Origin of the sequence: Streptomyces sp. NPDC091281 (assembly GCF_044757425.1) — a bacterium.
In the GTDB taxonomy this organism is placed as follows: Bacteria; Actinomycetota; Actinomycetes; order Streptomycetales; family Streptomycetaceae; genus Streptomyces.
Genome location: NZ_JBIVUY010000007.1, coordinates 178,828 through 201,214, shown reverse-complemented (window position 1 = coordinate 201,214; position 22,387 = coordinate 178,828). Strand labels below are relative to the sequence as shown.

The 22,387-nt window shown below is 74.4% G+C and carries 23 protein-coding genes; 10 read left to right on the top strand and 13 right to left on the bottom strand.

All coding sequences use genetic code 11. The annotated features are described in order from the left end of the window. Positions 1–89: 89 nt before the first annotated feature. Positions 90–1,100, bottom strand: coding sequence for a response regulator transcription factor (locus ACIQPQ_RS20005; protein WP_401305520.1), 1,011 nt, complete (start codon positions 1,098–1,100; stop codon positions 90–92). A 124-nt stretch (positions 1,101–1,224) separates the two neighbouring features. On the opposite strand from ACIQPQ_RS20005, the gene ACIQPQ_RS20000 reads away from it, so the two are divergent. Together ACIQPQ_RS20000 and ACIQPQ_RS19995 are read left to right on the top strand one after the other, a co-directional pair. Beyond that, a complete protein-coding gene (locus ACIQPQ_RS20000; protein WP_401305518.1) occupies positions 1,225–2,895 on the top strand; it encodes an AMP-binding protein in 1,671 nt (556 codons plus the stop codon). Continuing rightward, positions 2,892–4,523, top strand: coding sequence for an AMP-binding protein (locus tag ACIQPQ_RS19995; protein ID WP_401305516.1), 1,632 nt, complete (start codon positions 2,892–2,894; stop codon positions 4,521–4,523). Before ACIQPQ_RS20000 ends, ACIQPQ_RS19995 begins: the two co-directional genes overlap by 4 nt. A 31-nt stretch (positions 4,524–4,554) precedes the next feature. Here ACIQPQ_RS19995 and ACIQPQ_RS19990 read toward each other — a convergent pair whose 3' ends face one another. From ACIQPQ_RS19990 to ACIQPQ_RS19980, 3 genes are all read right to left on the bottom strand, one after another. Next, positions 4,555–5,325 carry a hypothetical protein gene (locus ACIQPQ_RS19990; RefSeq protein ID WP_401305515.1) on the bottom strand — a complete coding sequence of 257 codons (771 nt, stop codon included), beginning with the start codon at positions 5,323–5,325 and terminating at the stop codon, positions 4,555–4,557. A gap of 104 nt (positions 5,326–5,429) precedes the next feature. Then, a complete protein-coding gene (locus tag ACIQPQ_RS19985; RefSeq protein WP_401305513.1) occupies positions 5,430–5,696 on the bottom strand; it encodes a hypothetical protein in 267 nt (88 codons plus the stop codon). Between the two features lie 54 nt (positions 5,697–5,750). Beyond that, a complete protein-coding gene (locus ACIQPQ_RS19980) occupies positions 5,751–6,599 on the bottom strand; it encodes a TIM barrel protein (RefSeq protein WP_401305512.1) in 849 nt (282 codons plus the stop codon). Between the two features lie 192 nt (positions 6,600–6,791). Between ACIQPQ_RS19980 and ACIQPQ_RS19975 the strand changes: the two genes are divergently transcribed. The 6 genes from ACIQPQ_RS19975 to ACIQPQ_RS19950 all read left to right on the top strand — a co-directional run bounded on the left by ACIQPQ_RS19975 (position 6,792) and on the right by ACIQPQ_RS19950 (position 10,966). Next, on the top strand, positions 6,792–7,118 hold the full coding sequence (locus ACIQPQ_RS19975; protein WP_401305510.1) for a hypothetical protein: 327 nt from the start codon (positions 6,792–6,794) through the stop codon (positions 7,116–7,118). Beyond that, positions 7,115–7,483: a helix-turn-helix domain-containing protein gene (locus ACIQPQ_RS19970; protein ID WP_401305508.1), complete on the top strand. Its 369-nt coding sequence runs from the start codon at positions 7,115–7,117 to the stop codon at positions 7,481–7,483. The genes ACIQPQ_RS19975 and ACIQPQ_RS19970 overlap by 4 nt, the downstream gene beginning before the upstream one ends. Before the next feature lie 176 nt (positions 7,484–7,659). Next, on the top strand, positions 7,660–8,178 hold the full coding sequence (uraD, locus tag ACIQPQ_RS19965) for a 2-oxo-4-hydroxy-4-carboxy-5-ureidoimidazoline decarboxylase (RefSeq protein WP_401305506.1): 519 nt from the start codon (positions 7,660–7,662) through the stop codon (positions 8,176–8,178). After that, positions 8,175–8,594: a hydroxyisourate hydrolase gene (gene uraH / locus ACIQPQ_RS19960; protein ID WP_401305504.1), complete on the top strand. Its 420-nt coding sequence runs from the start codon at positions 8,175–8,177 to the stop codon at positions 8,592–8,594. The genes uraD and uraH overlap by 4 nt, the downstream gene beginning before the upstream one ends. A gap of 6 nt (positions 8,595–8,600) precedes the next feature. After that, entirely contained in the window at positions 8,601–9,521 is a 921-nt protein-coding gene (pucL, locus tag ACIQPQ_RS19955) for a factor-independent urate hydroxylase (protein ID WP_401305502.1), read from the top strand. 68 nt (positions 9,522–9,589) lie between these two features. After that, positions 9,590–10,966 (top strand): 8-oxoguanine deaminase, encoded by a 1,377-nt coding sequence (locus ACIQPQ_RS19950; RefSeq protein WP_401305501.1) that lies wholly within the window; start codon positions 9,590–9,592, stop codon positions 10,964–10,966. Between the two features lie 16 nt (positions 10,967–10,982). On the opposite strand, the gene ACIQPQ_RS19945 is transcribed toward ACIQPQ_RS19950, so the two are convergent. Then, positions 10,983–11,363 (bottom strand): Rid family hydrolase, encoded by a 381-nt coding sequence (locus ACIQPQ_RS19945; RefSeq protein ID WP_401305903.1) that lies wholly within the window; start codon positions 11,361–11,363, stop codon positions 10,983–10,985. A gap of 319 nt (positions 11,364–11,682) precedes the next feature. Between ACIQPQ_RS19945 and ACIQPQ_RS19940 the strand changes: the two genes are divergently transcribed. Next, on the top strand, positions 11,683–12,171 hold the full coding sequence (locus ACIQPQ_RS19940; RefSeq protein ID WP_383777180.1) for a MarR family winged helix-turn-helix transcriptional regulator: 489 nt from the start codon (positions 11,683–11,685) through the stop codon (positions 12,169–12,171). A gap of 22 nt (positions 12,172–12,193) precedes the next feature. Here the strand turns inward: ACIQPQ_RS19940 and ACIQPQ_RS19935 are convergent, their stop codons facing one another. The 5 genes from ACIQPQ_RS19935 to ACIQPQ_RS19915 all read right to left on the bottom strand — a co-directional run bounded on the left by ACIQPQ_RS19935 (position 12,194) and on the right by ACIQPQ_RS19915 (position 17,606). Further along, positions 12,194–12,616, bottom strand: coding sequence for an acyl-CoA thioesterase (locus tag ACIQPQ_RS19935; RefSeq protein ID WP_401305500.1), 423 nt, complete (start codon positions 12,614–12,616; stop codon positions 12,194–12,196). Between the two features lie 98 nt (positions 12,617–12,714). After that, positions 12,715–13,401: a hypothetical protein gene (locus ACIQPQ_RS19930; RefSeq protein ID WP_401305498.1), complete on the bottom strand. Its 687-nt coding sequence runs from the start codon at positions 13,399–13,401 to the stop codon at positions 12,715–12,717. 106 nt (positions 13,402–13,507) lie between these two features. Next, positions 13,508–15,568 carry an NAD(+) synthase gene (locus ACIQPQ_RS19925; RefSeq protein ID WP_401305497.1) on the bottom strand — a complete coding sequence of 687 codons (2,061 nt, stop codon included), beginning with the start codon at positions 15,566–15,568 and terminating at the stop codon, positions 13,508–13,510. Positions 15,569–15,713: 145 nt separating this feature from the next. Further along, positions 15,714–16,313: a histidine phosphatase family protein gene (locus tag ACIQPQ_RS19920; protein WP_401305496.1), complete on the bottom strand. Its 600-nt coding sequence runs from the start codon at positions 16,311–16,313 to the stop codon at positions 15,714–15,716. 84 nt (positions 16,314–16,397) lie between these two features. Further along, positions 16,398–17,606, bottom strand: coding sequence for a pyridoxal phosphate-dependent aminotransferase (locus ACIQPQ_RS19915; RefSeq protein ID WP_401305494.1), 1,209 nt, complete (start codon positions 17,604–17,606; stop codon positions 16,398–16,400). Positions 17,607–17,687: 81 nt separating this feature from the next. Here ACIQPQ_RS19915 and ACIQPQ_RS19910 point away from each other — a divergent pair, with 81 nt between their 5' ends. Continuing rightward, the gene (locus ACIQPQ_RS19910; protein WP_401305492.1) at positions 17,688–18,323 is read left to right on the top strand and encodes a winged helix-turn-helix transcriptional regulator; all 636 of its coding nucleotides are present in this window, start codon (positions 17,688–17,690) and stop codon (positions 18,321–18,323) included. 101 nt (positions 18,324–18,424) lie between these two features. Here the strand turns inward: ACIQPQ_RS19910 and ACIQPQ_RS19905 are convergent, their stop codons facing one another. Genes ACIQPQ_RS19905 through ACIQPQ_RS19895 form a run of 3 tightly spaced genes read right to left on the bottom strand, consistent with a single transcriptional unit; the run spans position 18,425 to position 22,057 of the window. Continuing rightward, positions 18,425–19,228, bottom strand: coding sequence for a hypothetical protein (locus ACIQPQ_RS19905; protein ID WP_401305490.1), 804 nt, complete (start codon positions 19,226–19,228; stop codon positions 18,425–18,427). Then, complete coding sequence (locus ACIQPQ_RS19900; protein WP_401305488.1) at positions 19,228–20,490, bottom strand: vWA domain-containing protein; 1,263 nt, start codon at positions 20,488–20,490, stop codon at positions 19,228–19,230. Before ACIQPQ_RS19900 ends, ACIQPQ_RS19905 begins: the two co-directional genes overlap by 1 nt. Before the next feature lie 43 nt (positions 20,491–20,533). Continuing rightward, positions 20,534–22,057 (bottom strand): IucA/IucC family protein, encoded by a 1,524-nt coding sequence (locus tag ACIQPQ_RS19895; protein ID WP_401305486.1) that lies wholly within the window; start codon positions 22,055–22,057, stop codon positions 20,534–20,536. Positions 22,058–22,387: the final 330 nt, after the last annotated feature.

Below are 22,387 nucleotides of genomic sequence, written 5' to 3'. Positions count from 1 at the left end.
GCCGCGTCCGGGGCCGGAAACCGGCCGCCGCGCACGCCGCGCACCCGCCACACACCTGCCGGACGGCGGTCCGGCACGTCGCTCGCACCCTATGGCAGCAGACCCGCCCGCCGGGCCGAGACCACCGCCTCTCCCCGCGTGCGGGCGCCCAGCTTGCGCATCGCGGACCGCAGATAGCCCTTCACCGTCTCCGCGCGCAGCCCCAGCCGGGCCCCGGCCGCCGCGTTGGTGGCGCCCGCCGCCACGCACGCCAGTACGTCGAGTTCGCGCGGCGCCAGCGTCACCCCCGGCGCCGGACCACCCGGCAACCCACCGCCCGGCCCGGCCCCGACTGGTCCCGCACCGCCGGGACCGGCGCCCTGCGGCGCCCATCCGCCGGGGGTCAGCAGCCCGCAGGCGCTCTCCAGCTCGGCCCGCAGCGCCGGGTCCGTGATGCGCGGGGCCAGCGCCCGCAGCGCCGCGTGCGCCGCCCGCACCTGCTCCCAGCCGCCGACCGGACCGGCCCCGCCCGGCACCGGGGACGTCCGGCCGGACCCGTCCGACGGCCCCACGGAGCCTCCGGGCCAGCCGTACGCCTCGGGGTGCCCGCCCGCCCGCACCGGCAGCGCGGGGTGTCCGCCGGGCCGGGCCGCCGCCAGCAGCGCCCGCACCTCGTCGGCCGCCACCAGCGCCTGCTCCACGTCCCGCGCCACCGCGACGGCCGCCGTCAGCGCGCGGTCGCCCAGCGGCTCCGCCGTGCGCAGCGCCCCGTACAGCACCCCGCGCACCCGGCGCCGCACCACCACGGGCACCGCGAGGACCGAGCGCAGGCCCTCCTGGGCGACCGCCGTGTCGTACTCGTGGCTGATGCGGCGGGAGCGGGAGTAGTCGGTCACCGCGCACGGCCGGGCCAGCGCGACCGCCTTCCCGCCGAGGCCGTTGCCCGAGGTCACCGCGAGGCCGCGCAGGGCGGGGGTGCCCGCGCCGCTCAGCTCGCTGATCCGCACCCGCGGCCGGCCCGGCTCCACCAGGCCGCCGAAGGCCACCGGCAGCCCGGTCGCCCGGCGCAGCCGCGCCAGCGCGCCGCGCATCTCGGCCGTTCCGGCCGTGTCCGCCGTCACCCGACCGCCCCCTTCCGGAGTCGTCCGCCGCGGGTGACCCCCGTTCGGGGGTAGTGAGACCCGCATCACGGATTACACGATGGCAGAGAGCCGCCCGGCAATGGTCCGGCAACCAGGAGGACAGATGACGACGGCAACGGATCGGTTCCGCGGGGCGCGGGACTTCCTGCTGGCCCACCGAGAGGACTGGGCCGCCGCCCACGCGGGCTTCGAGTGGCCCCGGCCCGACCGCTTCAACTGGGCGCTCGACTGGTTCGACGTCATCGCCGAGGGCAACGACCGCACCGCCCTGCACATCGTCGAGGAGGACGGCTCCGAGGTCCGCCTCACCTTCGCCGACCTCTCCGAGCGCTCCCACCGGGTCGCGAACCTGCTGCGCGAGCGCGGGGTCGCCGCGGGCGACCGGGTCCTCGTCATGCTCGGCAACCAGGCCGAACTGTGGGAGACCGCGCTCGCCGCGATGAAGCTGCGGGCCGTCGTCATCCCGGCGACCCCGCTGCTGGGCCCCGCCGACCTCCGCGACCGCGTCGAGCGCGGCGAGGTCGGCCACGTCGTCGTGCGCGCCGGGGACGCCGCCAAGTTCGACGAGGTGCCCGGCGCCTACACCCGCATCGCCGTCGGCGGCACGCCGGAGGGCTGGCAGCGCTACGAGGACGCGTACGCCGCCTCCGCCGACTTCGTGCCCGACGGGCCCACCCTCGCCGACGACCCGCTGATGCTGTACTTCACCTCCGGGACGACGGCCCGCCCCAAGCTGGTCGAGCACAGCCACGTGTCCTACCCGGTCGGGCACCTCGCCACCATGTACTGGATCGGCCTCAAGCCCGGCGACGTGCACCTCAACATCTCCTCGCCGGGGTGGGCCAAGCACGCCTGGTCCAACCTGTTCGCGCCCTGGAACGCCGAGGCGACCGTCTTCCTGCACAACTACACCCGCTTCGACGCGGCCCGGCTGATGGCGGAGATGGACCGCGCGGGCGTCACCACGTTCTGCGCCCCGCCCACCGTGTGGCGCATGCTCATCCAGGCCGACCTGACCCAGCTGCGCACCCCGCCCCGCGAGGCCGTCGCCGCGGGCGAGCCCCTCAACCCCGAGGTGATCGAGCAGGTCCGCCGCGCGTGGGGCGTCACCGTCCGGGACGGCTTCGGGCAGACCGAGACGGCCGTCCAGATCGCCAACAGCCCCGGCCAGCCCCTCAAAACGGGCTCCATGGGCCGCCCCAGCCCCGGCTACCGCATCGAACTCCTCGACCCGGTCACCGGCGCGCCCGGCGCCGACGAGGGCGAGATCGCCGTCGACCTCTCCACCCGCCCGGTCGGCCTGATGACCGGCTACCACGGCGACCCCGACCGCACCGCGGAGGCCATGGCGGACGGCTACTACCGCACCGGCGACATCGGTTCCCGCGACGCCGACGGCCACCTCACCTACGTCGGCCGCAGCGACGACGTCTTCAAGGCCTCCGACTACAAGATCAGCCCCTTCGAGCTGGAGAGCGCGCTGCTGGAGCACGAGGCCGTCGCCGAGGCCGCCGTGGTCCCCGCCCCCGACCCGGTCCGCCTCGCCGTGCCGAAGGCGTACGTCGTGCTGGCGGCGGGCTGGGAGCCCGGACCCGACACCGCGAAGGTGCTGTTCGAGCACTCCCGGCGGGTCCTCGCCCCCTACAAGCGGCTGCGCCGCCTGGAGTTCGCGCCGCTGCCCAAGACGGTCTCCGGCAAGATCCGCCGGATCGAACTGCGGGAGGCGACGGCCGCGGGCTCCGCCGACGAGTACCGCGAGGAGGACCACCGATGACCCGGCCCCTGGAAACGGCTACTGCGCCCGCCGCCCCCGAACCCTCCTACAGCCACGGCACGGGCCCGACCGCCCTCCTCGGCGACACCATCGGCGCGAACCTGGACCGGGCCGTCGCCGCCTGGCCCGACCGGGAGGCCCTGGTCGACGTCCCCTCCGGCCGCCGCTGGAGCTACGCCCGCTTCGCCGCCGACGTCGACGAACTCGCGTACGCCCTGCTGGCGAGCGGGGTCGGCAAGGGCGACCGGGTGGGCATCTGGGCGGTCAACTGCCCCGAGTGGGTGCTCGTGCAGTACGCCACCGCCCGCATCGGCGCGATCATGGTGAACATCAACCCGGCCTACCGCACCCACGAGTTGGCGTACGTGCTCCGGCAGGCGGGCGTCTCGCTGCTGTTCGCCTCCGTCGGCCACAAGACCAGCGACTACCGCGCCATGGTCGCCGAAGTCGACGGCGACTGCCCGGCGTTGCGGGAAACGGTGTTCATCGGCGACCCCACCTGGCACGCCTTCCTGGACCGCGCCGTCCCCGCGCCGTTCCCGGAGCTGTCCTGCGACGAGCCCATCAACATCCAGTACACCTCCGGCACCACCGGCTTCCCCAAGGGCGCCACCCTCTCCCACCACAACATCCTCAACAACGGCTATTTCGTGGGGGAGATGGTCGGCTACACCGAACGCGACCGGATCTGCGTGCCGGTGCCCTTCTACCACTGCTTCGGCATGGTGATGGGCAACCTCGCGGCCACCTCGCACGGCGCCTGCGTCGTCATCCCCGCGCCCTCCTTCGAACCGGCGGCCACCCTGGAGGCCGTCCAGCGCGAACGCTGCACCTCCCTCTACGGCGTCCCCACCATGTTCATCGCCGAACTGGCCCTGCCCGGCTTCGCCGCCTTCGACCTCTCCTCGCTGCGCACCGGCATCATGGCGGGCTCCCCCTGCCCGGTGGAGGTGATGAAGCGGGTGGTGGCCGAGATGAACATGGCCGAGGTGTCGATCTGTTACGGCATGACGGAGACCTCGCCCGTCTCCACCCAGACCCGCCGCGACGACGACCTGGAGCACCGCACCGGCACCGTCGGCCGCGTCCTGCCCCACATCGAGGTCAAGGTCGTCGACCCGGTCACCGGCATCACCCGCCCGCGCGGCGCCACCGGTGAACTCCGCACCCGCGGCTACAGCGTGATGCTCGGCTACTGGGACGAGCCCGAGCGCACCGCCGAGGCCGTCGACGCGGGCCGCTGGATGCACACCGGCGACCTCGCGGTGATGCGCGACGACGGCTACGTCGAGATCGTCGGCCGCATCAAGGACATGATCATCCGGGGCGGCGAGAACATCTACCCGCGCGAGGTCGAGGAGTTCCTGTACGGCCACCCGGCGGTGAAGGACGTCCAGGTCGTCGGCGTCCCGCACGAGCGGTACGGCGAGGAGGTCCTCGCCTGCGTCATCCCCGCCGACCCGGCCGCGCCGCCGACCCTGGACGACGTCCGCGCGTACTGCGAGGGACGGCTCGCCCACTACAAGGTCCCGAGCCGCCTCCAGGTCCTCGACGCCTTCCCGATGACGGTGTCGGGGAAGGTGCGCAAGGTCGAACTGCGGGAGACGTACGGGGAGTCCGGGGAGTAGCCCGACGCGGGGTCCGGCCGGGGCCGCGTGGTCAGTCCCGGCCGGGGGCGTCGGCGTCGAGGCGTTCGGCCGTCGCGTTGACCGGCTGGGGCGTCCCGTCGAGGTCCAGGACGAACAGGGGGACGCCCAGCGCGTCGGCGTGGGCGAGGGCGTCCGCCGAGAAGCCCGCGAGGGAGAAGTAGACGCAGGCCGCGGCGTCCGTCATCGCCGTCAGCCACAGGCACTCCACCTCCCGGCGCCCGGCGGGGTGCGCGCTCGGGTCGACCAGCGCCAGCAGCCCCCGCGCGGCGAGGCCGATCCCGGCCACCGGCCGCTGGTCGGCCCGCCGGACGCCCGTGTGCCCGAGCCGCCGCAGATACAGCACGGCGGCGGTGACGGCGTCCCGCGCGGTGCGCACGGGCGGGGGCACCGGCCGCCGGGCCGAGGGCGGCGACGGCGCGGCGGCCCCGCCGGGCGCCGGTGCCCGCCCGCCCGGTGCGGCCGGGTCCCTGCGGCCGCCGTCGCCGCCCTCCCCGCCGGTCGAGCCGCCCCGCTCGCCGTGGACCGCTATCCGCAGCACCGTCCCGCAGGGGCAGCCCAGTTCGGGGTACGGCCACACGTCGCGCCGCCCGCACGCCGCGCACGGCACGGTGATCCACTCGTCCTCCCAGACCCGCCGGACCACGGCCGTCGGCGGGGCGCCCGGATCCAGCCCCGGGGCCACCGGGGCGCCGCACGCGCAGGGGTAGGACGGCGCGGTGTAGAGGCGCTCGCGCCCGCAGGCCGGGCAACACACCGGCACGCTCTCGGACATGACGCCCATAGTCCTCCAGACACCCCCCTTCTGTCCGACCGTCGGCCAGGTCCACCGCACGCGCCCCGCCGCGCGGCACCCCTCAGCCGACGACGGCGGCGACGGCGTCGGCGTCACGGCTGCTCGTGGTCCTCGTGGTCCTCGTGGCGCTCATGGTGCTCCGACAGTCCCGGCCAGTCGTCCGGGCCGCCGCCCTGCCAGTCGACGATGTCGGTCACCTCCACCTCGGTGGTGTCCAGGTCGGCCAGCCGGAGGATCTCCACGACGTCGTCCAGGTGGGTGGCGATCCCCAGGACGGCGTCCCCGTCGGTGACCCGCCGGGACCCGTCGAGGGCCGGGGGGTGGACGACGATGCGCGGGTACTGCGTCGGATTGCCCATGCCCCCAGCCTCCGGCGGCCCGCCCCGATCCGCACCCCGTGCCCGACGGCACCCCTACGGGATGGGTCGGGCGCCGCGCGCCGCGGTGGGCAGCCAGTCGAAGGCCGCCGCGCCGGGGCTGTCGCCCGGCTTGTACTCCAGGCCCACCGGGCCGTCGTACCCGGCCTTCGCCAGCCGGTCCAGGAGGTCGGCGAGCGGCAGGGTGCCGGTGCCGGGCGCGCCCCGGCCGGGGGCGTCGGCGATCTGCACATGTCCGGTGCGGGCGGCGTACCGGTCGATGACGGCCGGAAGGTCCTCGCCGTCGACCGCCAGGTGGTAGAGGTCCATCAGGAAGCGGGCGTTGCCCAGCCCGCCGGCCGCGTCCACCCGGTCGGCGACCTCGACGGCCGCCGCCGCGGACACCAGGGGGTACGCCGGTGACTCGACCCGGTTCAGCGCCTCGATCAGCAGGACCGCGCCGATCCGGTCGGCGGCGCGGGCGGCCAGGACCAGGTTCTCCAGGGCCAGCGCGTCCTGCTTGGCCGGGTCCACGCCCGCGACCCGGTTGCCGTACAGCGCGTTCAGCGCGCGGCAGCCCAGCGACTGCGCGAAGTCCGCCGCCACGTCGACGTTGGCGCGGAACCGCTCCGACTCCACGCCGGGCAGGGACAGCGCGCCCCGGTCCGGGCCGGGCAGCTCGCCCGCGTAGAGGTTCAGCCCGGCGAGCCGGACGCCCGCCCGCTCGATCGCGCCCCGCAGCCCGTCGAGCGCGGACCGCTCGGGCACGGGGGAGTCCGGCCAGGGCCACCACAGCTCGACCGCGCGGAATCCGGCCTCGGCGGCGGCCGCCGGGCGTTCCAGGAGCGGCAGCTCCGTGAAGAGGATCGACAGGTTGACGGTGTAGCGGTGTGCGGCGAAGCCCATGGGGGCGACGCTCCCTTCCGGGGCGAGGACAGGGTCCGGACCGGCGGGGCCCGTACCGCACGAGCCTATCCATCCGTATTACGGAATATGAATTCTGTCGGGCGGAAGCGTGAGGGTGTTCGTCGGTCCTGCCCGGACCGCCGGGGCCGGTCCGTTAGGGTCGGGCAGACGCAGAACGACAGGGGGCGCGCCGTGCGGCTGAGAGTCGAGTTCACCACCGAGCCGTTCGACCTCGACGAGGCGCCCGCGCACGCGCTGGTGGCCCGGCGGGTCGTCGAGTCCGCCGACCTGGACACCGTGGACGTCGGCCCGTTCGGCAACACCGCCGAGGGCGGCGCCGAGGCGATCCTCGGCACCGTCGACACCCTGCTCCGCCAGAGCCTGGCGGCCGGGGCCACCCGCATCTCCCTCCAGGTCAACGTCCTCGAAGCCGAGGGAGCCGAGGGGTCCGAGGGAGCCGACGGGACCGGCCGGACCGACGGGGGCGACGGTTCCGGTGCCGTCGGGGGCGGCGCGTGACCGGCGCCGGGCGCGAGCCGTTCATCGCCGCGGTGAAGCCCCTGGTGGACGCCATGGGCGGGGAGCTGGTCCCGCCGGGCGAGGCGGGTCCCGACGACGTCGTCCTGGCCTGGGAGGGCGCCGACGCCGTCGCCGTACGGCTGCCGCAGCTCGCGGACTCCCTGGACCACATCCTCGCCGCCATGGAGCGCCAGCGCGGCAAGCCCCTCGCCGATCTCGACCGCAAGGCCAAGCAGGAGGTCGTACGGGTGCTGGAGGCGCGCGGCGCCTTCTCCGTGCGGCACGGCGTGGAGACCGTCGCGGGCGCGCTCGGCGTCAGCCGGTTCACCGTCTACAACTACCTCAACCGCGAGAAGAGCGGCTGACGCGGACCGCCGCAGCGGGGGGACCCGGCGGCCCGGCGCGGGGCCCGGCCCGGTTTCGTAACCCGGAATTTTCAACAAACTGTTGACGCGATGTCGCGGGGAGGCGTTAGCTGACCGCACCCGTCCAGCAGGGCGGCCGTGCACCGAGACGGCCGTCCACGGCCACGGAGGCGCCCGTGACGTCGACTTCCCCGCCCCCCGGACTGGCCCGGCTCAACGCTCTGGAGGAGCCCGCGGCCCACGCCGCGCTCCACGAGGTCTGCGCCGCGACGGCCTGGGTGAAGCACCTCCTGGCGGCCCGTCCCTACGCCACCGCCGACGCCCTCTACACCGAGAGCGACACCGCCAGCGCCGCCCTGTCCGCCGCGGACCTCGACGAGGCGATGGCCGGGCACCCGCCCATCGGCCGCCCCCGCCCCGGCGACCCGGTCTCCGCCCGCGAACAGCGCGGCATGGCCGGTGCCTCCGAGGCGCTGCGCGCCGAAATGCTGGAACTGAACCTGGCCTACCAGGAGCGGTTCGGGCACGTCTTCCTGATCTGCGCCACCGGCCGCACCGGCGAGGAGATGCGCGACGCGGCCCGCGAGCGGCTCGGCGACACGCCGGAACGCGAACGCGCGACCGTCCGCACCGAGCTGGGCAGGATCAACCGGGTCCGCCTGGCCCGGCTCGTCGAAGAGGACCGACCCGCATGAGCACCCGCACCACCGCCTCGGTGTCCACGCACATCCTGGACACCGGCCTCGGCCGCCCGGCCGCCGGGGTCGCCGTCCGGCTCGCCGTCCGCGCCGGGCGCGACACCGGCTGGCGGCCGCTCGGCGGCTCCACGACCGACACCGACGGCCGGTGCGCGGACCTCCCGGCCCCGCCGGAGGGCACCACCCACGTACGGCTCGACTTCGCCGTGGAGCCGTACCTCGACCGGACCGCCGCCGGGCGGACCGGCCACCGGACGGCCGACGCGCGGCAGGACGCCCCCGCGGACCGGGCCGGCGGACCCGGCGTGTTCTTCCCGGAGGTGACGGTGACGTTCGCCGTCGTCCCGGGCGAGCACTTCCATGTGCCGCTGCTGCTCAGCCCGTTCGGATACTCCGTCTACCGAGGGAGCTAGCGGGAGATGCCCACCATCCTGGGACAGAACCAGTACGGCAAGGCCGAGAACCGGGTCGTCCGGATCACGCGCGACGGTGCCACCCACCACATCAAGGACCTCAACGTGTCGGTGGCGTTGAGCGGGGACATGGACGCGGTGCACCACGTCGGGTCCAACGCGCGCGTCCTGCCGACGGACACCATGAAGAACACCGTGTACGCCTTCGCCAAGGAGCACGGCATCGACTCCGCCGAGCAGTTCGGCATCCACCTCGCCCGCCACTTCGTCACCTCGCAGGACTCCATCCACCGGGCCCGCGTCCGGATCGAGGAGTACGCGTGGGACCGCATCGAGACCGACAGCGCGGCGGAGGACGCCTGTTCCGACGTCCCGCGGCACTCCTTCGTCCGCGCGGGCCAGGAGACCCGCCTCACCCAGATCACCTTCGACGGCACGTCCTGGGAGATCGTCTCCGGCCTCACCGACCTGGTCGTCCTCAACTCCACGGACTCCGAGTTCCGGGGCTACGTCAAGGACAGGTACACGACCCTGCCCGAGGCCCGCGACCGCGTTCTCGCCACCCGTGTCTCCGGCCGCTGGCGCTTCGCCTGGAGCGACGACGCCGAACCGGCCCCCGACTGGGAGGAGTCGTACGCGGCGACCAAGGGCCACCTGCTGCGGGCGTTCGCGGAGACCTACTCGCTCTCCCTCCAGCAGACGCTCCACCGGATGGGCGCCCGGATCATCGAGCACCGCGACGAGATCGACGAGGTCCGCTTCTCCCTGCCCAACCAGCACCACTTCCTCGTCGACCTGACGCCGTTCGGCCTGGAGAACGACAACGAGGTCTACCTCGCCGCCGACCGCCCCTACGGCCTGATCGAGGCGACCGTGCTGCGGGACGGCCGCGAGGCCCGCATACCCGCCGACCTCACCCACCCCTGACCCCGCCGCCCCGGCCCCGACCCACGCACCCCGTCGCCCCCGGCTCCCCTCGCAAAGGACCCCCACCCATGGCAGCAGACCGGCGCATCGTCATCGAGAACGCCGCGATCGCGACAGTGGACGCCGACGGCACCGAGTTCGCCGACGGCCATGTCGTCCTCGCCGGTCACCGGATCGAGTCGGTCGGCGCGGGCCCCGCCCCCGAGGGGCTGACGGACGTGGCCCGCCGCATCGACGCCACCGGACACCTGGTCACCCCCGGCCTGGTCAACACCCACCACCACTTCTACCAGTGGATCACCCGGGGCCTGGCCACCGACCACAACCTCTTCGACTGGCTGGTCGCCCTCTACCCGACCTGGGCCCGCATCGACGAACCCATGGTCCGCGCCGCCGCGCGGGGCAGCCTCGCGATGATGGCCCGCGGCGGCGTCACCACCGCCATGGACCACCACTACGTCTTCCCGCACGGCTCCGGCGACCTCTCCGGCGCGATCATCGGCGCCGCCCGCGACATGGGCGTCCGCTTCACCCTGGCCCGCGGCTCCATGGACCGCGGCCAGAAGGACGGCGGCCTGCCCCCGGACTTCGCCGTCGAGACCCTGGACGGCGCCCTCGCCGCCACCGAGGAGACCGTACGGCGCCACCACGACCCCGCCCCCGACGCGATGACCCGGATCGCCGTCGCACCCTGCTCCCCCTTCTCCGTCTCCACCGCGCTCATGCGGCAGGGAGCCGAGCTGGCCCGCTCCCTCGGTGTGCGGCTGCACACCCACGGCTCGGAGACCGTCGAGGAGGAGAAGTTCTGCCACGAGCTGTTCGGCATGGGCCCGACCGACTACTTCGCCTCCACCGGCTGGCTCGGCGACGACGTGTGGATGGCGCACTGCGTCCACATGAACGACGCCGACATCGACGCCTTCGCCCGCACCCGCACCGGCGTCGCCCACTGCCCCTCCTCCAACGCCCGCCTCGCCGCCGGGATCGCCCGCGTCCCCGACCTGCTCGCCGCCGGGGTCCCCGTCGGCCTCGGCGTCGACGGCACCGCCTCCAACGAGTCCGGTGAACTCCACACCGAACTCCGCAACGCCCTCCTCGTCAACCGCCTCGGCCCGCACCGCGAACACGCCCTCACCGCCCGGCAGGCCCTGCGCCTCGGCACCTACGGCGGCGCCCAAGTGCTGGGCCGCGCGGGCGAGATCGGGTCGCTGGAGCCGGGCAAGCTCGCCGACCTCGTGCTGTGGCGGATGGACACCCTCGCCCACGCCTCCATCGCCGACCCGGTGGCCGCCCTCGTCCTCGGCGCCCCCGCACCCGTCACCGCCTCCTTCGTGAACGGCTGTCAGATCGTCGAGGACGGACGGCTGCTCACCGCCGACGAGGACGCCATCGCCCGCGCCACCCGCGCCGAGGCCCGCCGCCTCGCGGAGATCGCCGCCCGCTGACCCCGCCGCTCCGGGGTCAGGCGTCCCGGTGGCCGACCACGGCGGTGACCCGGATCTCGATCCGCATCCCCGGCGCCCCGAGCGCGGGCACCCCGGTCTGCGTCCAGATCGGCGCGCGCTCGCCCATCCGCGCACGGAACTGGGCCACCATCACCCGGTTGTGGTCCGCACCGATCGTGTCCGGTGCGCTCGGCAGGTGGTACGAGTTCACGGCGACGACGTCCGGCCAGCCCGCCCCCGCCTGCGCGAGGGTCCGCTCCACGTTGTCGAAGGCCCGGACGATCTCGTCCTCCAGGGACTCCGGGAACGTCCAGTCGTCGTCCCAGCCGCCCTGCCCGGAGATCTCGACCCGGTCCCCGATCCGGACCGCCTGGCTGTAGCGCAGCGTGGCGAGCAGATGGTCGCCGTAGCCGGGGGTGACGTGGAACTCGGGCGCGGCCGAGCGCGCGCCCGTCCCGGTGCCTGTTCCTGCGGCCGGTGCGGTGTCCGTCGCGGTGTCCGTTCCGACGTCCCCGGTGGGTGTGCCGGTGCTGGTGGTGGTCATGGCGGGCCTCTCGCTCTCGGTCGCGGGCACGGTCTCGTCCGTCGTCTGGTCCACGGTGTCAATGACTTCACGCATGAAGTGAACGTACCACTTGTTCGCTTCATGCGTGAAGTCATGAGGTGGGGTGACGGCTTCATGGGTGAAGTGATCGCGGCTTGGTAGGCTGGCCGTCATGACCAGCGGACCCCCGGTGACCGGCGCCGACGAGCCCCTGTGGCTGGACGCGGCCGAGAAAGAGGCGTGGACGGGGCTGGTGTCGCTCGTCCTGCTGCTGCCGGGGCGGCTGGAGTCGCCGCTCCAGCGGGCCTCCGGGCTGACCCTCTTCGAGTACCTGACCCTGAGCCACATCTCCGAGAGCCCGGAGCGGCGGCTGCGGATGAGCGAGCTGGCCTACCTGGCGAACGGCTCGCTCTCCCGGCTCTCCAACGTGGTGAAGCGCTTCGAGCAGCGGGGCTGGGTGGAGCGCCACCCCGACCCCGAGGACGGCCGCTTCACGCTGGCCGCGCTGACCGACGCGGGCTACGAGAAGGTCGTCGAGGCGGCGCCGACCCATGTCGACGCGGTCCGCCGCCTGGTCCTCGACCCGCTGACCGCCGCCGACCAGCGGGCGCTGGCCCGGATCGCGGCGAAGCTGCGGACCCGCCCCGAGGACCTGGCATAGCGGCGCGGTCCGCGCGTCCGGCTCAGAGGCCGAACAGAGCCGGGTCGGCCGCCAGCTTCCGGAAGTGGGCGCGCGGGTCCTCGATGAGCCGCCGCGCGGTGAGGTCCAGCAGGCCGCCGACCCCGGACACCTCGGCCGCGACCGTGCCGTCCGTCTTGCGGATGACCTGCTCGATCCGGAACGTCTTCCCGGTGCCCCAGTCGAAGACGCAGGTCACGTCGACCTCGTCCCCGGCCAGCAGCTCCCGCCGGTAGCGGACGGTCGTCTCCAGCGCGACCGGCCCGACGCCCCCGGCGACCAGCCCGGCCTGGGTGATGCCGGCGGCCTGGAGCAGCGACCAGCGGGCGTGCTCGGCGTAGTTGAGGTACACGGCCTGGTTGAGGTGGCCCTGGGTGTCGGTCTCGTACCCGCGGACGGTGACCCGGACGGAGAACGGCTCGCTCACGGCCGGCCCCTTTCTGTACGGCGCCTCGACGGCGTGATCTGTGTGCTGTGCACCGATCTTGGCACGCGGGCCGGGCCGGGGCCGCGCCGGTCCGCCCGTCACACCCGGCGGGGCGAGGCCAGCAGGTAGCGCGCCCGTGTCCGGGGTTCGGTGTGCTCGCTCGTCTGCCAGCCCGCCGCCGTGAGCGTCGCCGCGCAGGCGGTCAGGGTGCCGCCGGTGCGCGGGCCGTGGACGGCTACGGCGTCGGGCTGGGGGGTGGCGCGCACCCGGTAGCCGTCGTCGCCGCCGGGTCCGGCGGGCGGGTGCCCCGCCGCCTCCAGGGCGAGCGCGGCGGCCCGCACGAGATGCGTCCGCTCCCAGCCGCACGGCCGGTCCACCGCGCTGTCGGGGTTGGTCATCCGGCGCAGCTCCAGCAGGCCCTGCCAGGCGCTGTGCACCTCCCGCACACGGGCCGGTCCGCCCGCGGGGGGCCGCTCCTCGCCGCCGACGCGGGCCGCGAAGACCCCGCCGGGCGCCTCGGAGGGCCGTACCGCCCCGGCGGCGGGCTCCGTACGCCCGTCCTGCCCGGCCGCGCCCTGTCCCGGCGGGTCCTGTCCGGGCGGGGCGTCCCGTACGCGGTGTCCGGCCGGGGTCAGGAAGTGGTCGTGGGGCGGGCGCGGGTGCCGGAAGGCGAGGCCGCGGGCGACCAGCGCGGCGAGCTGGGCGGGCGTGCCCCGCAGCCGTCCGGTGACGGGGTCGGCGGCGTCGATCACCCGGCGCTGCGCGGCGGTGGGCGGTCGTGTCACGGCGTCCCCTCCCCGACGAAACGGTCCCGACCAGGTCCTTCGCAGCGTACGACGCCCCACTGACACTGCGCCCGGACGACGCCCCCTGCCGGGTCCCGCTCCCCGGTCAGCCCTCGGTGCCGGGCAGTTCCCAGCGCTCCAGCTCCCGCAGCCAGGCCCTGGCCGTGCTGTCGGAGGGGGCCCGCCAGTCGCCGCGCGGCGAGAGCGAGCCGCCCGCCAGCACCTTCGGCCCGTTCGGCAGGGCCGAGCGCTTGAACTGGGCGAACCCGAAGAAGCGGCGGAGGAAGTACTCCAGCCAGTGCCGGATCTCGGGCAGGTCGTACGCCGTGCGGTCCGCCTCGGGGAAGCCGGGCGGCCAGGCGCCCGCGTCCCGCTCGTGCCAGGCGTGCCAGGCGAGGAACCCGATCTTCGACGGCCGGAAGCCGTGCCGCAGCACGTGGAAGAGGCTGAAGTCGTGCAGGGCGTACGGGCCGATCTTCGACTCGGTCGACTGGAGTTCCTCGCCGGGCACCAGCTCGGGGCTGATCTCGGTGTCGAGGATCGCGGCGAGCGTGGCGTCGGCGCCCTCCTCCGCCGCGAACTGGCCGCTGCTGATCACCCACCGGATGAGGTGCTGGATCAGCGTCTTCGGGACGCCGCCGTTGACGTTGTAGTGGCTCATCTGGTCGCCGACGCCGTACGTGCACCAGCCGAGGGCCAGCTCCGAGAGGTCGCCGGTGCCGAGGACGATCCCGCCGCGCTGGTTGGCCAGCCGGAACAGGTAGTCGGTGCGCAGACCGGCCTGCACGTTCTCGAAGGTGATGTCGTAGACCGGCTCGCCGGAGGAGAACGGGTGGCCCATCTCCTGGAGCATCAGGCGGGCGGTGGGGGAGATGTCCAGTTCGGCGGCGGTCACGCCGAGCGCCTTCATCAGCCGGTGCGCGTTGCCCTTGGTGTGGTCGCCGGTGGCGAAGCCGGGGAGGGTGAAGGCGAGGATGTCGGTGCGCGGGCGGCCCGCGCGGTCCATCGCCTTCGCGGCGACGATCAGCGCGTGCGTGGAGTCGAGGCCGCCCGAGACACCGATGACGATCTTCGGGTCGCCGATCGACGCCATCCGCTGCTGGAGCGCGGCGACCTGGATGTTGTACGCCTCGTAGCAGTCCTGGGCGAGGCGTTCGGCGTCGGCGGGCACGAACGGGAACCGCTCGACGCGGCGGCGCAGCCCGAGGTCGGTGCGGGGCGGGTCGAGGCGGAACGCCACCTCGCGGAAACCGGCGGTGCGGGCGGCGTGGGTGCGGCGGTTGTCGTCGAAGGAGCCGGTCCGCATCCGCTCCTGGCGCAGCAGGTCCAGGTCGACGTCGGCCGTCGCGTACTGGTCGGTCTGCGCGAACCGCTCGGTCTCGGCGAGCAGCGCGCCGTTCTCGTAGATCATGGTCTGGCCGTCCCACGAGAGGTCCGTGGTCGACTCGCCCAGTCCGGCCGCCGCGTAGACGTAGGCGGCGGTGCAGCGCGCGGACGCCGAGCGGCACAGCAGCCGCCGGTCCTCGGCGCGGCCCACCGTGATCGGGCTCCCGGAGAGGTTGAGCAGCACGGTCGCCCCGGCGAGCGCCGCCTCCGCGCTCGGCGGCACCGGCACCCACATGTCCTCGCAGATCTCCGCGAAGAGGACGAGGCCGGGGACGTCCTCGGCGGTGAACAGCAGGTCGGTGCCGAACGGCACCGTCACGTCGAGCCCGCCGACCCGGATCGTGCCGCCGCGCTCGTCGTCCCCGGCCGCGATCTGCCGCTTCTCGTAGAACTCGCGGTAGTTCGGCAGGTACGACTTCGGGGCGACGCCCAGGACCCGGCCGCGGTGGACGAGGACCGCGCAGTTGTAGAGCCGGTTGCGGTGGCGCAGCGGCGCGCCGACGGCGAGCACGGTCGGCAGCTCGGCCGAACCGGTGACGACGGCCGCGAGCGCCGCCTCCACCTCGTCGAGGACCGCGTCCTGGAGGAGGAGGTCCTCGATGGAGTAGCCGGTCAGGCACAGCTCGGGGAAGACGGCGACGGCGACGCCGTCCTCGGCGCAGTGGCGGGCCTGGCGCAGGACCGCCTCGGCGTTGGCCTGCGGCTCCGCGATCGCGGCGTGGCCGGTGCAGGCGGCGACGCGCGCGAAACCGTGCTCGTAGATCGACCAGAAGTTGCTCATCCGTGGTGCCCTCTGCTGCCTTTCCCGGCGCGGACCGCGACCGTGCCTCCACCCTAGAGGGTGGCTCCGACACATGATCGGCCGCATGGGCCGCACCGGCCGCCGCACGCGGTCGGGCGGGGGCCGGGCGGTCGTCGGGCCGTCGTCAGGCTCCGGGGCGGATGTTCCAGGCGGCGATCACATGCCGCCCGTGCTCGGTGCCGAGCCGCCCGAGGGTGCCGGTGGCCAGCTGGAACAGGGCGCCCGCCGACGGGGGCAGGCCCAGGCGGCGGGCCGTGAGGACGCGCAGGAAGTGCCCGTGGGCCACCAGCACGACACAGCCCTCGGTGTTGGCGAGCGCCGCGTCCGCCTTGGCGAGCATCCGGTCCGCCCGCTCCCCGACCTGCTCCGGGCTCTCGCCGGGGTGCTCGGGCGGCCCCGGCGCGACCCCGTCGGTGAACAGGAACCAGCCCGGCCGCTCCCGCTGGATCTCCGGGGTCGTGATGCCCTCGTAGCCGCCGTAGTCCCACTCGCGCAGGTCGGCGTCGACCTCCGGCTCGTGGAGTCCGATCAGCTCGGCCGTCTCCCGCGCGCGCTGGAGGGGGCTGACGAAGGAGGCGCCGATCCGGTGCGACCGGATCAGCGGGACGAGCCGCCGCGCCTCGTCCCGCCCGTGCTCGGTGAGGGGGACGTCGGTGCTGCCGGTGTGCCGCCCGTTGCGCGACCACGCGGTCTCCCCGTGCCGCACCAGAAACAGATCACCCATGCGCCCCATCCTTCCACTCAGCAGAACCGTGCCACACGCCGCCCTGTCCCGCAGGGCGGGGGGCAGGGCGTGTGCCGACGGCGCCTACTGCCGGTAGCCGCCGAGGAAGCGGCCGATGCGGCCGATCGCCGCCTCCAGGTCCTCCGCGTGCGGGAGGGTCAGGATGCGGAAGTGGTCGGGGCGGGGCCAGTTGAAGCCGGTGCCCTGGACGACCTGGATCTTCTCCCGCAGGAGGAGGTCGAGGACGAACCTCTCGTCGTCGTGGATGGCGTGCACCTTGGGGTCGATGCGCGGGAAGGCGTACAGGGCGCCCTTGGGCTTGACGCAGCTCACGCCGGGGATCTCGTTGAGCTTCTCCCAGGCGACCTGCCGCTGCTCGTACAACCGGCCGCCGGGCGCGGTGAGTTCGCGGATGGACTGGCGGCCGCCGAGCGCGGCCTGGATGGCGTACTGGGCGGGCGCGTTGGCGCACAGCCGCATGGAGGCCAGCATCGTGAGGCCCTCCAGGTAGTCCTTCGCGTGCTGCTTCGGGCCGGTCACCACGAGCCAGCCCGAGCGGAATCCGGCGACGCGGTAGGTCTTGGACAGGCCGCAGAAGGTGAGGACGACCAGGTCGGGGGCGAGCGCGGCGGCCGAGTGGTGGACGGCGTCGTCGTAGAGGATCTGGTCGTAGATCTCGTCCGCGAAGACCATCAGGCCGTGGCGGCGGGCCAGATCGAGGATGCCCTCGACGATCTCCTTCGGATAGACCGCGCCCGTCGGGTTGTTGGGGTTGATGATCACGACGGCCTTGGTGCGGTCGGTGATCTTCGCCGCCATGTCGTCCAGGTCCGGGTACCACTCGGCCTGTTCGTCGCAGAGGTAGTGCACGGCCTTGCCGCCGGCCAGCGTCGTGACGGCCGTCCAGAGCGGGAAGTCCGGTGCGGGGACCAGGATTTCGTCGCCGTCCTCGATCAGCGCCTGTACGGCCATGGAGACCAGCTCGGAGACGCCGTTGCCGAGGAACACGTCGTCGACGTCGACCGCCAGGCCCAGCGTCTGGTAGCGCTGCGCCACGGCCCGCCGGGCGGACAGGACGCCGCGCGAGTCCGTGTAGCCGTGGGCCTGCGGGAGCATCCGGATCATGTCCTGGAGGATCTCCTCGGGCGCCTCGAACCCGAAGAGCGCGGGGTTGCCGGTGTTGAGGCGCAGCACGCTGTGGCCCGCCTCCTCCAGCGCGTTGGCGTGCGCGATCACCGGGCCCCGGATCTCGTAGCAGACCTCGCTGAGCTTGTTCGACTGCCGGAACTCCATGCGCCCCTCCGGTATCTGGTGTTGCTTGGTTTTACCAAGTTCCCGCTTGGAAAGTCCAACGACATGTCTAGACTGCGTCGCATGTCTCGCCGCCGAAGCTACGACCAGTACTGTTCCGCCGCCCGCGCCCTCGACCTCGTCGGCGACCGCTGGACCCTGCTGATCGTCCGGGAACTGCTCGCCGGGCCGCGCCGCTACACCGACCTCCACGCCGACCTGCCCGGCGTCAGCACCGACGTCCTCGCCGGACGGCTGCGGGACATGGAGCGCGACGGACTCGCCGGGCGCCGCCGGATGCCCCCGCCCTCGGCCGCGTACGTCTACGAACTCACCGAGCGGGGACGCGCGTTGCTGCCGGTGGTGCAGGCCCTCGGCGCCTGGGGCGAGAGCGAGCTGGGGGAGCGCGGGCCCACCGACGCCGTCCGCGCCCACTGGTTCGCCCTGCCGCTGCTGCGCCGCCTGCCGGGGCAGGGCCTCGTCGAAGTCCGCCTGGAGGAGGGCGTGTTCCACCTCTACGCCGGTGCCGGTGCCGCGCCGGACGGTGCGGTGTACGGCGACGGGCCCGCGCCCCGCGAGCCGGACGCCCGCCTCGCCCTGGACGCCGACACCTCGGCCGCCGTCGCGCGCGGCACCCTGGACCTGCTCGACGCGGTGCGCGCCGGGCGCGTCGAGGTCGGCGGCGACGGCCCCCTCGCCAAGGAGCTGCGGGAGGCGTGAGCGGATGCGGGCAGGCACGTCGGCCGTCGGGGGCGTGAACGGGCGGAGGGCCCACCGCGCGGACGCGGTGGGCCCTCCGGGGCCGTCGGACGTGGAGCCGGTCAGGCGCCCGGCGGCACGTGCCGGGGCCGTCCCGGTCCGCGCGTCAGCGTGTAGCCGCCGATGCCCGCCAGCGCGGCCAGCACCGCGCCGATCCCGGTCCACACCCAGCGGTCGGACCACCAGCCCGACGTCCAGCCGTCGTCGGGCTCCAGGCTCGACAGCACGGCCCCCGCCGACGCGTCGTCCTCCTCCTGCGCGGACTTGACGGCCACGCCCGGCACCAGCGGCTCGGCCAGCGAACCGTCCACCGCCGCCGCGCCGCCGATGTCCTTGGAGTCGACGCGCAGTTCGGCGCCGACCGGCAGTCCGAGGTCGGACGTCTTCAGCCCGGTCGCCGTCAGCCGGACGTAGTACGTGCCCGGCAGCGGGTCATCAGCCCACGGCTCCGACCAGGCGCGGACCGTGCGCAGGACGCAGGCCAGCTCCACGGAGGCGGTGCCCGGTGCGGCCGTCCGGGTCTGCGCGCCGTACTGGCAGGCCTGGCGGCGGCGCAGACCGTCGTACACGTCGACCTGCCAGCGCTGCCCGGCGTGCTGCTCCGGCAGTTTCACCTTCGCGGTCACCGTGGGCCGTTGGCCCGTGTCCGCGGGGAACGACCAGTACAGGTAGTCACCGGTCGAGGCGCTCGCGGTGGCCGTCTGCCCCTGGTCGACCTCGACCGCCGTACGGAACGACGTGCCCGCCGAGGTCGGCGCCTTCGCGTCGCCGGACGTGCTCGGGGACGGGGTGGAGTCGGCGGCGGCCGGAGCCGCGGCCAGACCCAGCACCAGCAGGGCCGTGCTCAACACTCGGGTGATCCGCATCAGTTGGTCCTCCAGACCGTGACACGCCAGCGCGACAGCCAGCCCCAGACGAGCCCCGCGAGGAAGCCGACCAGCACCAGCACGCCGAGCAGCCACCAGCCCCGGCCGAGCCCGAAGGCGGCCACGTCGCTCGCCTGCGAGGGGCCGTCGACCACGTCGACCGTCAGCTCCAGCGGCAGACCCGGCGTCGTCTTCACGCCGGACGCCCCGGAGTAGGAGTGGGTGACCTGGAGGCAGACGGTCTCCGCCGGGGCGTCGTCCTCGTCGCTCTCCGCCTTCGGCTGCCGCAGCCCCGCCGAGATCACGTCGGTGCGGCCGGTGCCCGCCGCCTCGCCGCGCACCATCTCGCGGCCGTGCACAGTCACCGCGCGCAGCAGCACCCCGTAGTGCGGGCCGACGGCCCGGTCCGCGGACACGCTCACCGACGCCCGCAGCTCCTTGCCGGGTTCGAGGTCGACCCGGTACCAGCGCTGCTGCCCGAACTCCTCGCGGTCGGTGTAGAGACCCGACTTCAGCGTGGGCGCCTTCGCGCAGGTGTCCGCGCCCTGCGTGGCGACCGGGGTCACCACCGGGTCGGCCGCCCGGTCCACCAACTGGTTCACCTTGTCGGCGAGTTCGTCGGTGTGCTCCACCGAGGTGTAGGTGCCGCCGGTGGCCTCCGCGATGCAGCTCAGCTGCTGCCGCATCTTCACGTTGGGCACCAGACCCAGGGTGTCGATGGTCAGGCCGATGCCCTTGGCGGCTATCTCGCGGGCCACCTCGCACGGGTCGAGCGGCGCGCAGGTGTCCTCGCCGTCACTGATCAGCACGATGCGCTTGGAGCCCGTACCGCCGTCCAGGTCGTCGGCCGCCTTCAGCAGGGCCGGACCGATCGGCGTCCAGCCGGTGGGCGTGAGGGTCGCCACCGCCGTCTTCGCCTCGGTCCGGTCCAGCGGCCCGACCGGGTAGAGCTGCGCGGTGTCCTTGCAGCCCGTCTTGCGGTCGTCGCCGGGGTAGTTCGCCCCGAGGGTGCGGATGCCGAGCCGGACCTCCTCGGGCGTGGCGTCCAGCACCTCGTTGAACGCCTGCTTGGCCGCGGCCATCCGCGACCCTCCGTCGATGTCCTTCGCCCGCATGGAACCGCTGACGTCGAGGACCAGGTCGACCTTCGGCGCGTTGGCTGTGGTCTCGTCGGCGACCGCCCCGGCCGGGAAAGCCAACCCGGCCGTGAACGCGGCGAGCAGGGCGCACAGGCCCGCCGCCAGCCGTTGTGTTCTGATCATCGGCGGATCCTATTGACCCGCGGTGTCCCGCTTCAAAACGGTCTCAGAACTCCTCGCCCGCCAGGGGGTTCGGCAGCAGCGCCCACCGGTCGCCCGACCCGCCCGGCGACAGCCGCATCAGCGTCAGCGCCTTCACCGGCAGCGGCTCCTCGCGCAGCGCCCGCAGGTCCGCCGTCTCCGGCAGGTCCGGGACGGCCGCCGCCAGCGCCGCGCGCAGCGCCTCCCGGTTCCCGGCGGTGGCCGCCAGCGCGCCCGCCACCAGCGACCCGAACAACTTCCGCCGCAGCGCGGTGACATCGTCGGTCAGGATGCGCTCCGGCAGGTCCGGCGGCAGGGCGACACCGTGCCGCGCCAGCCGGGCCGGGCTGACCCGGATGTCGGCCAGGTCCCGGTAGACCAGCCGCAGCGGCCGCCCCGAGGCGGAGAGCACGACCAGCAGGTTCTGCCCGTGCGCCTCCAGCGCCACCCCCAGCTCCAGCAGCCGCAGCCCGCCCGTCAGCGCCAGCCGCGCGAACTCCGCCAGCCAGACAGGAGATTGAGGCAGGCCGGTGGTGACGAGCGCGGCGACCGGGACGACGTACTCGCCCGCCCCCGGGTCCGCGTACGCGGCGGGCGACTCCCGCAGCACGGCCGCCAGATCGGGCGAGTCGGCGGTCACCGCGCCCAGGGTGCGGGTCATCCGCACCAGCCCCCCGGTGTGCCCCGCCAGGCCCTCGGCGAACGCCGACAGCGCGGCCGACGCCGCCACCGAACCGATGGAGATGTCCCGCACCGACGACGTCAGCCGCGTGCTCAGCGCCGTCTTCACATGCGGGCCGCCCGCGACGGCGAGCGTCCGCAGCGACATCAGCGGATGCGCCGCCAGCCCGTCCTCGCACACCCGCTTCAGCACATGCGCCGCCTGCCACGGATGCACCGGGATCAACAGCCGCTCCCCGTCGCGCAGTTCGTCCGGCCATCCGCCGGACACCAGGCACGCGTCGGCGGGCACCGGCAGCAGACCCAGCCGCACGTGGTCGGGCCGGTGCTCCGGCCCGTACGCCAACTGCTCCGCGACCGAGAACCCCGGCCGGGAGCGGCAGTTGGGGTGGTACGGGTGCCCGTCCACCACCCGCTGCTCCCACTCCCAGTCCGGCCGGGACGGCACCGGGTGCCCGGCGGCGGGGTCCTGGTCGGCGCGGGACAGCGCCAACGAGGCCGCGCTGTGGTCGAGTTCCCCGGCGAAGCCCCCGCCGTGCGGCACGGCCAGCCCGGTCAGCAGCCGGGCGGCGTCGTCGTGCGCCGCGCCGTCCAGGGTGACTTCGGACACGTACCCGCTCGTGGCGTACGGGTCGGCGGCCGGGCCATGCAGCCGCCGCCCGTCGGCGAGGACCAGCGTCAGCCCCTCGCCGTCGTGCTCCCGGCGGGCGATCCACGGCAGCGGCTCGTACGCGAGGGCCCGCCACAGGCGGGTCAGCACGGCCGCGCGGGCGCCGGGCAGCTCGGCCGCGAACCCCGCGCCGAGCGCGGGGCGCACGCCGGCGAGTTCGGCGGCCAGTTCGGCCTCGGCGGTGGGAGGACGGTGCACGGGCGGGCTCCTCGGGTACGTAGGACGTCACGGGCGGGACGCGACGACAGCGATCTTGCGCGACGCCAGCGATACTGATCGTCTCCGCCCGCAAGAACCGTAGGGAATCAGTGGAACGCGTGGACCTCATCCCCCTGGCTGCCGACTCCGAGACGCCCGGCACCCACAAGAGTGCGGCGGCCGGGGGGACACCCGGCGGGTTCGAGACAACCGGGGGGCGGGCGGAGCCCGGGGGTCGGAGGGACGGGGACCGGCAGGGCGGGGCGGAGCGCGGTGCCGTCCCGGGCGCCGAGGCCCGCGACGCGTCGGCGGAGGCTGGCGACGCGCCTG

Bases quoted from the DNA above. Each gene is read 5' to 3' on its own strand.
- ACIQPQ_RS19920 (WP_401305496.1), bottom strand. From the start codon at position 16,313: ATGGGTGATCTGTTTCTGGTGCGGCACGGGGAGACCGCGTGGTCGCGC.
- ACIQPQ_RS20000 (WP_401305518.1), top strand. From the start codon at position 1,225: ATGACGACGGCAACGGATCGGTTCCGCGGGGCGCGGGACTTCCTGCTG.
- ACIQPQ_RS19985 (WP_401305513.1), bottom strand. From the start codon at position 5,696: ATGGGCAATCCGACGCAGTACCCGCGCATCGTCGTCCACCCCCCGGCC.
- ACIQPQ_RS19915 (WP_401305494.1), bottom strand. From the start codon at position 17,606: ATGGAGTTCCGGCAGTCGAACAAGCTCAGCGAGGTCTGCTACGAGATC.
- pucL (WP_401305502.1), top strand. From the start codon at position 8,601: ATGCCCACCATCCTGGGACAGAACCAGTACGGCAAGGCCGAGAACCGG.
- ACIQPQ_RS19990 (WP_401305515.1), bottom strand. From the start codon at position 5,325: ATGGGCGTCATGTCCGAGAGCGTGCCGGTGTGTTGCCCGGCCTGCGGG.
- ACIQPQ_RS19980 (WP_401305512.1), bottom strand. From the start codon at position 6,599: ATGGGCTTCGCCGCACACCGCTACACCGTCAACCTGTCGATCCTCTTC.
- ACIQPQ_RS19995 (WP_401305516.1), top strand. From the start codon at position 2,892: ATGACCCGGCCCCTGGAAACGGCTACTGCGCCCGCCGCCCCCGAACCC.
- ACIQPQ_RS19910 (WP_401305492.1), top strand. From the start codon at position 17,688: ATGTCTCGCCGCCGAAGCTACGACCAGTACTGTTCCGCCGCCCGCGCC.
- ACIQPQ_RS19905 (WP_401305490.1), bottom strand. From the start codon at position 19,228: ATGCGGATCACCCGAGTGTTGAGCACGGCCCTGCTGGTGCTGGGTCTG.
- ACIQPQ_RS19950 (WP_401305501.1), top strand. From the start codon at position 9,590: ATGGCAGCAGACCGGCGCATCGTCATCGAGAACGCCGCGATCGCGACA.
- ACIQPQ_RS19900 (WP_401305488.1), bottom strand. From the start codon at position 20,490: ATGATCAGAACACAACGGCTGGCGGCGGGCCTGTGCGCCCTGCTCGCC.
- ACIQPQ_RS19940 (WP_383777180.1), top strand. From the start codon at position 11,683: ATGACCAGCGGACCCCCGGTGACCGGCGCCGACGAGCCCCTGTGGCTG.
- uraH (WP_401305504.1), top strand. From the start codon at position 8,175: ATGAGCACCCGCACCACCGCCTCGGTGTCCACGCACATCCTGGACACC.
- ACIQPQ_RS19925 (WP_401305497.1), bottom strand. From the start codon at position 15,568: ATGAGCAACTTCTGGTCGATCTACGAGCACGGTTTCGCGCGCGTCGCC.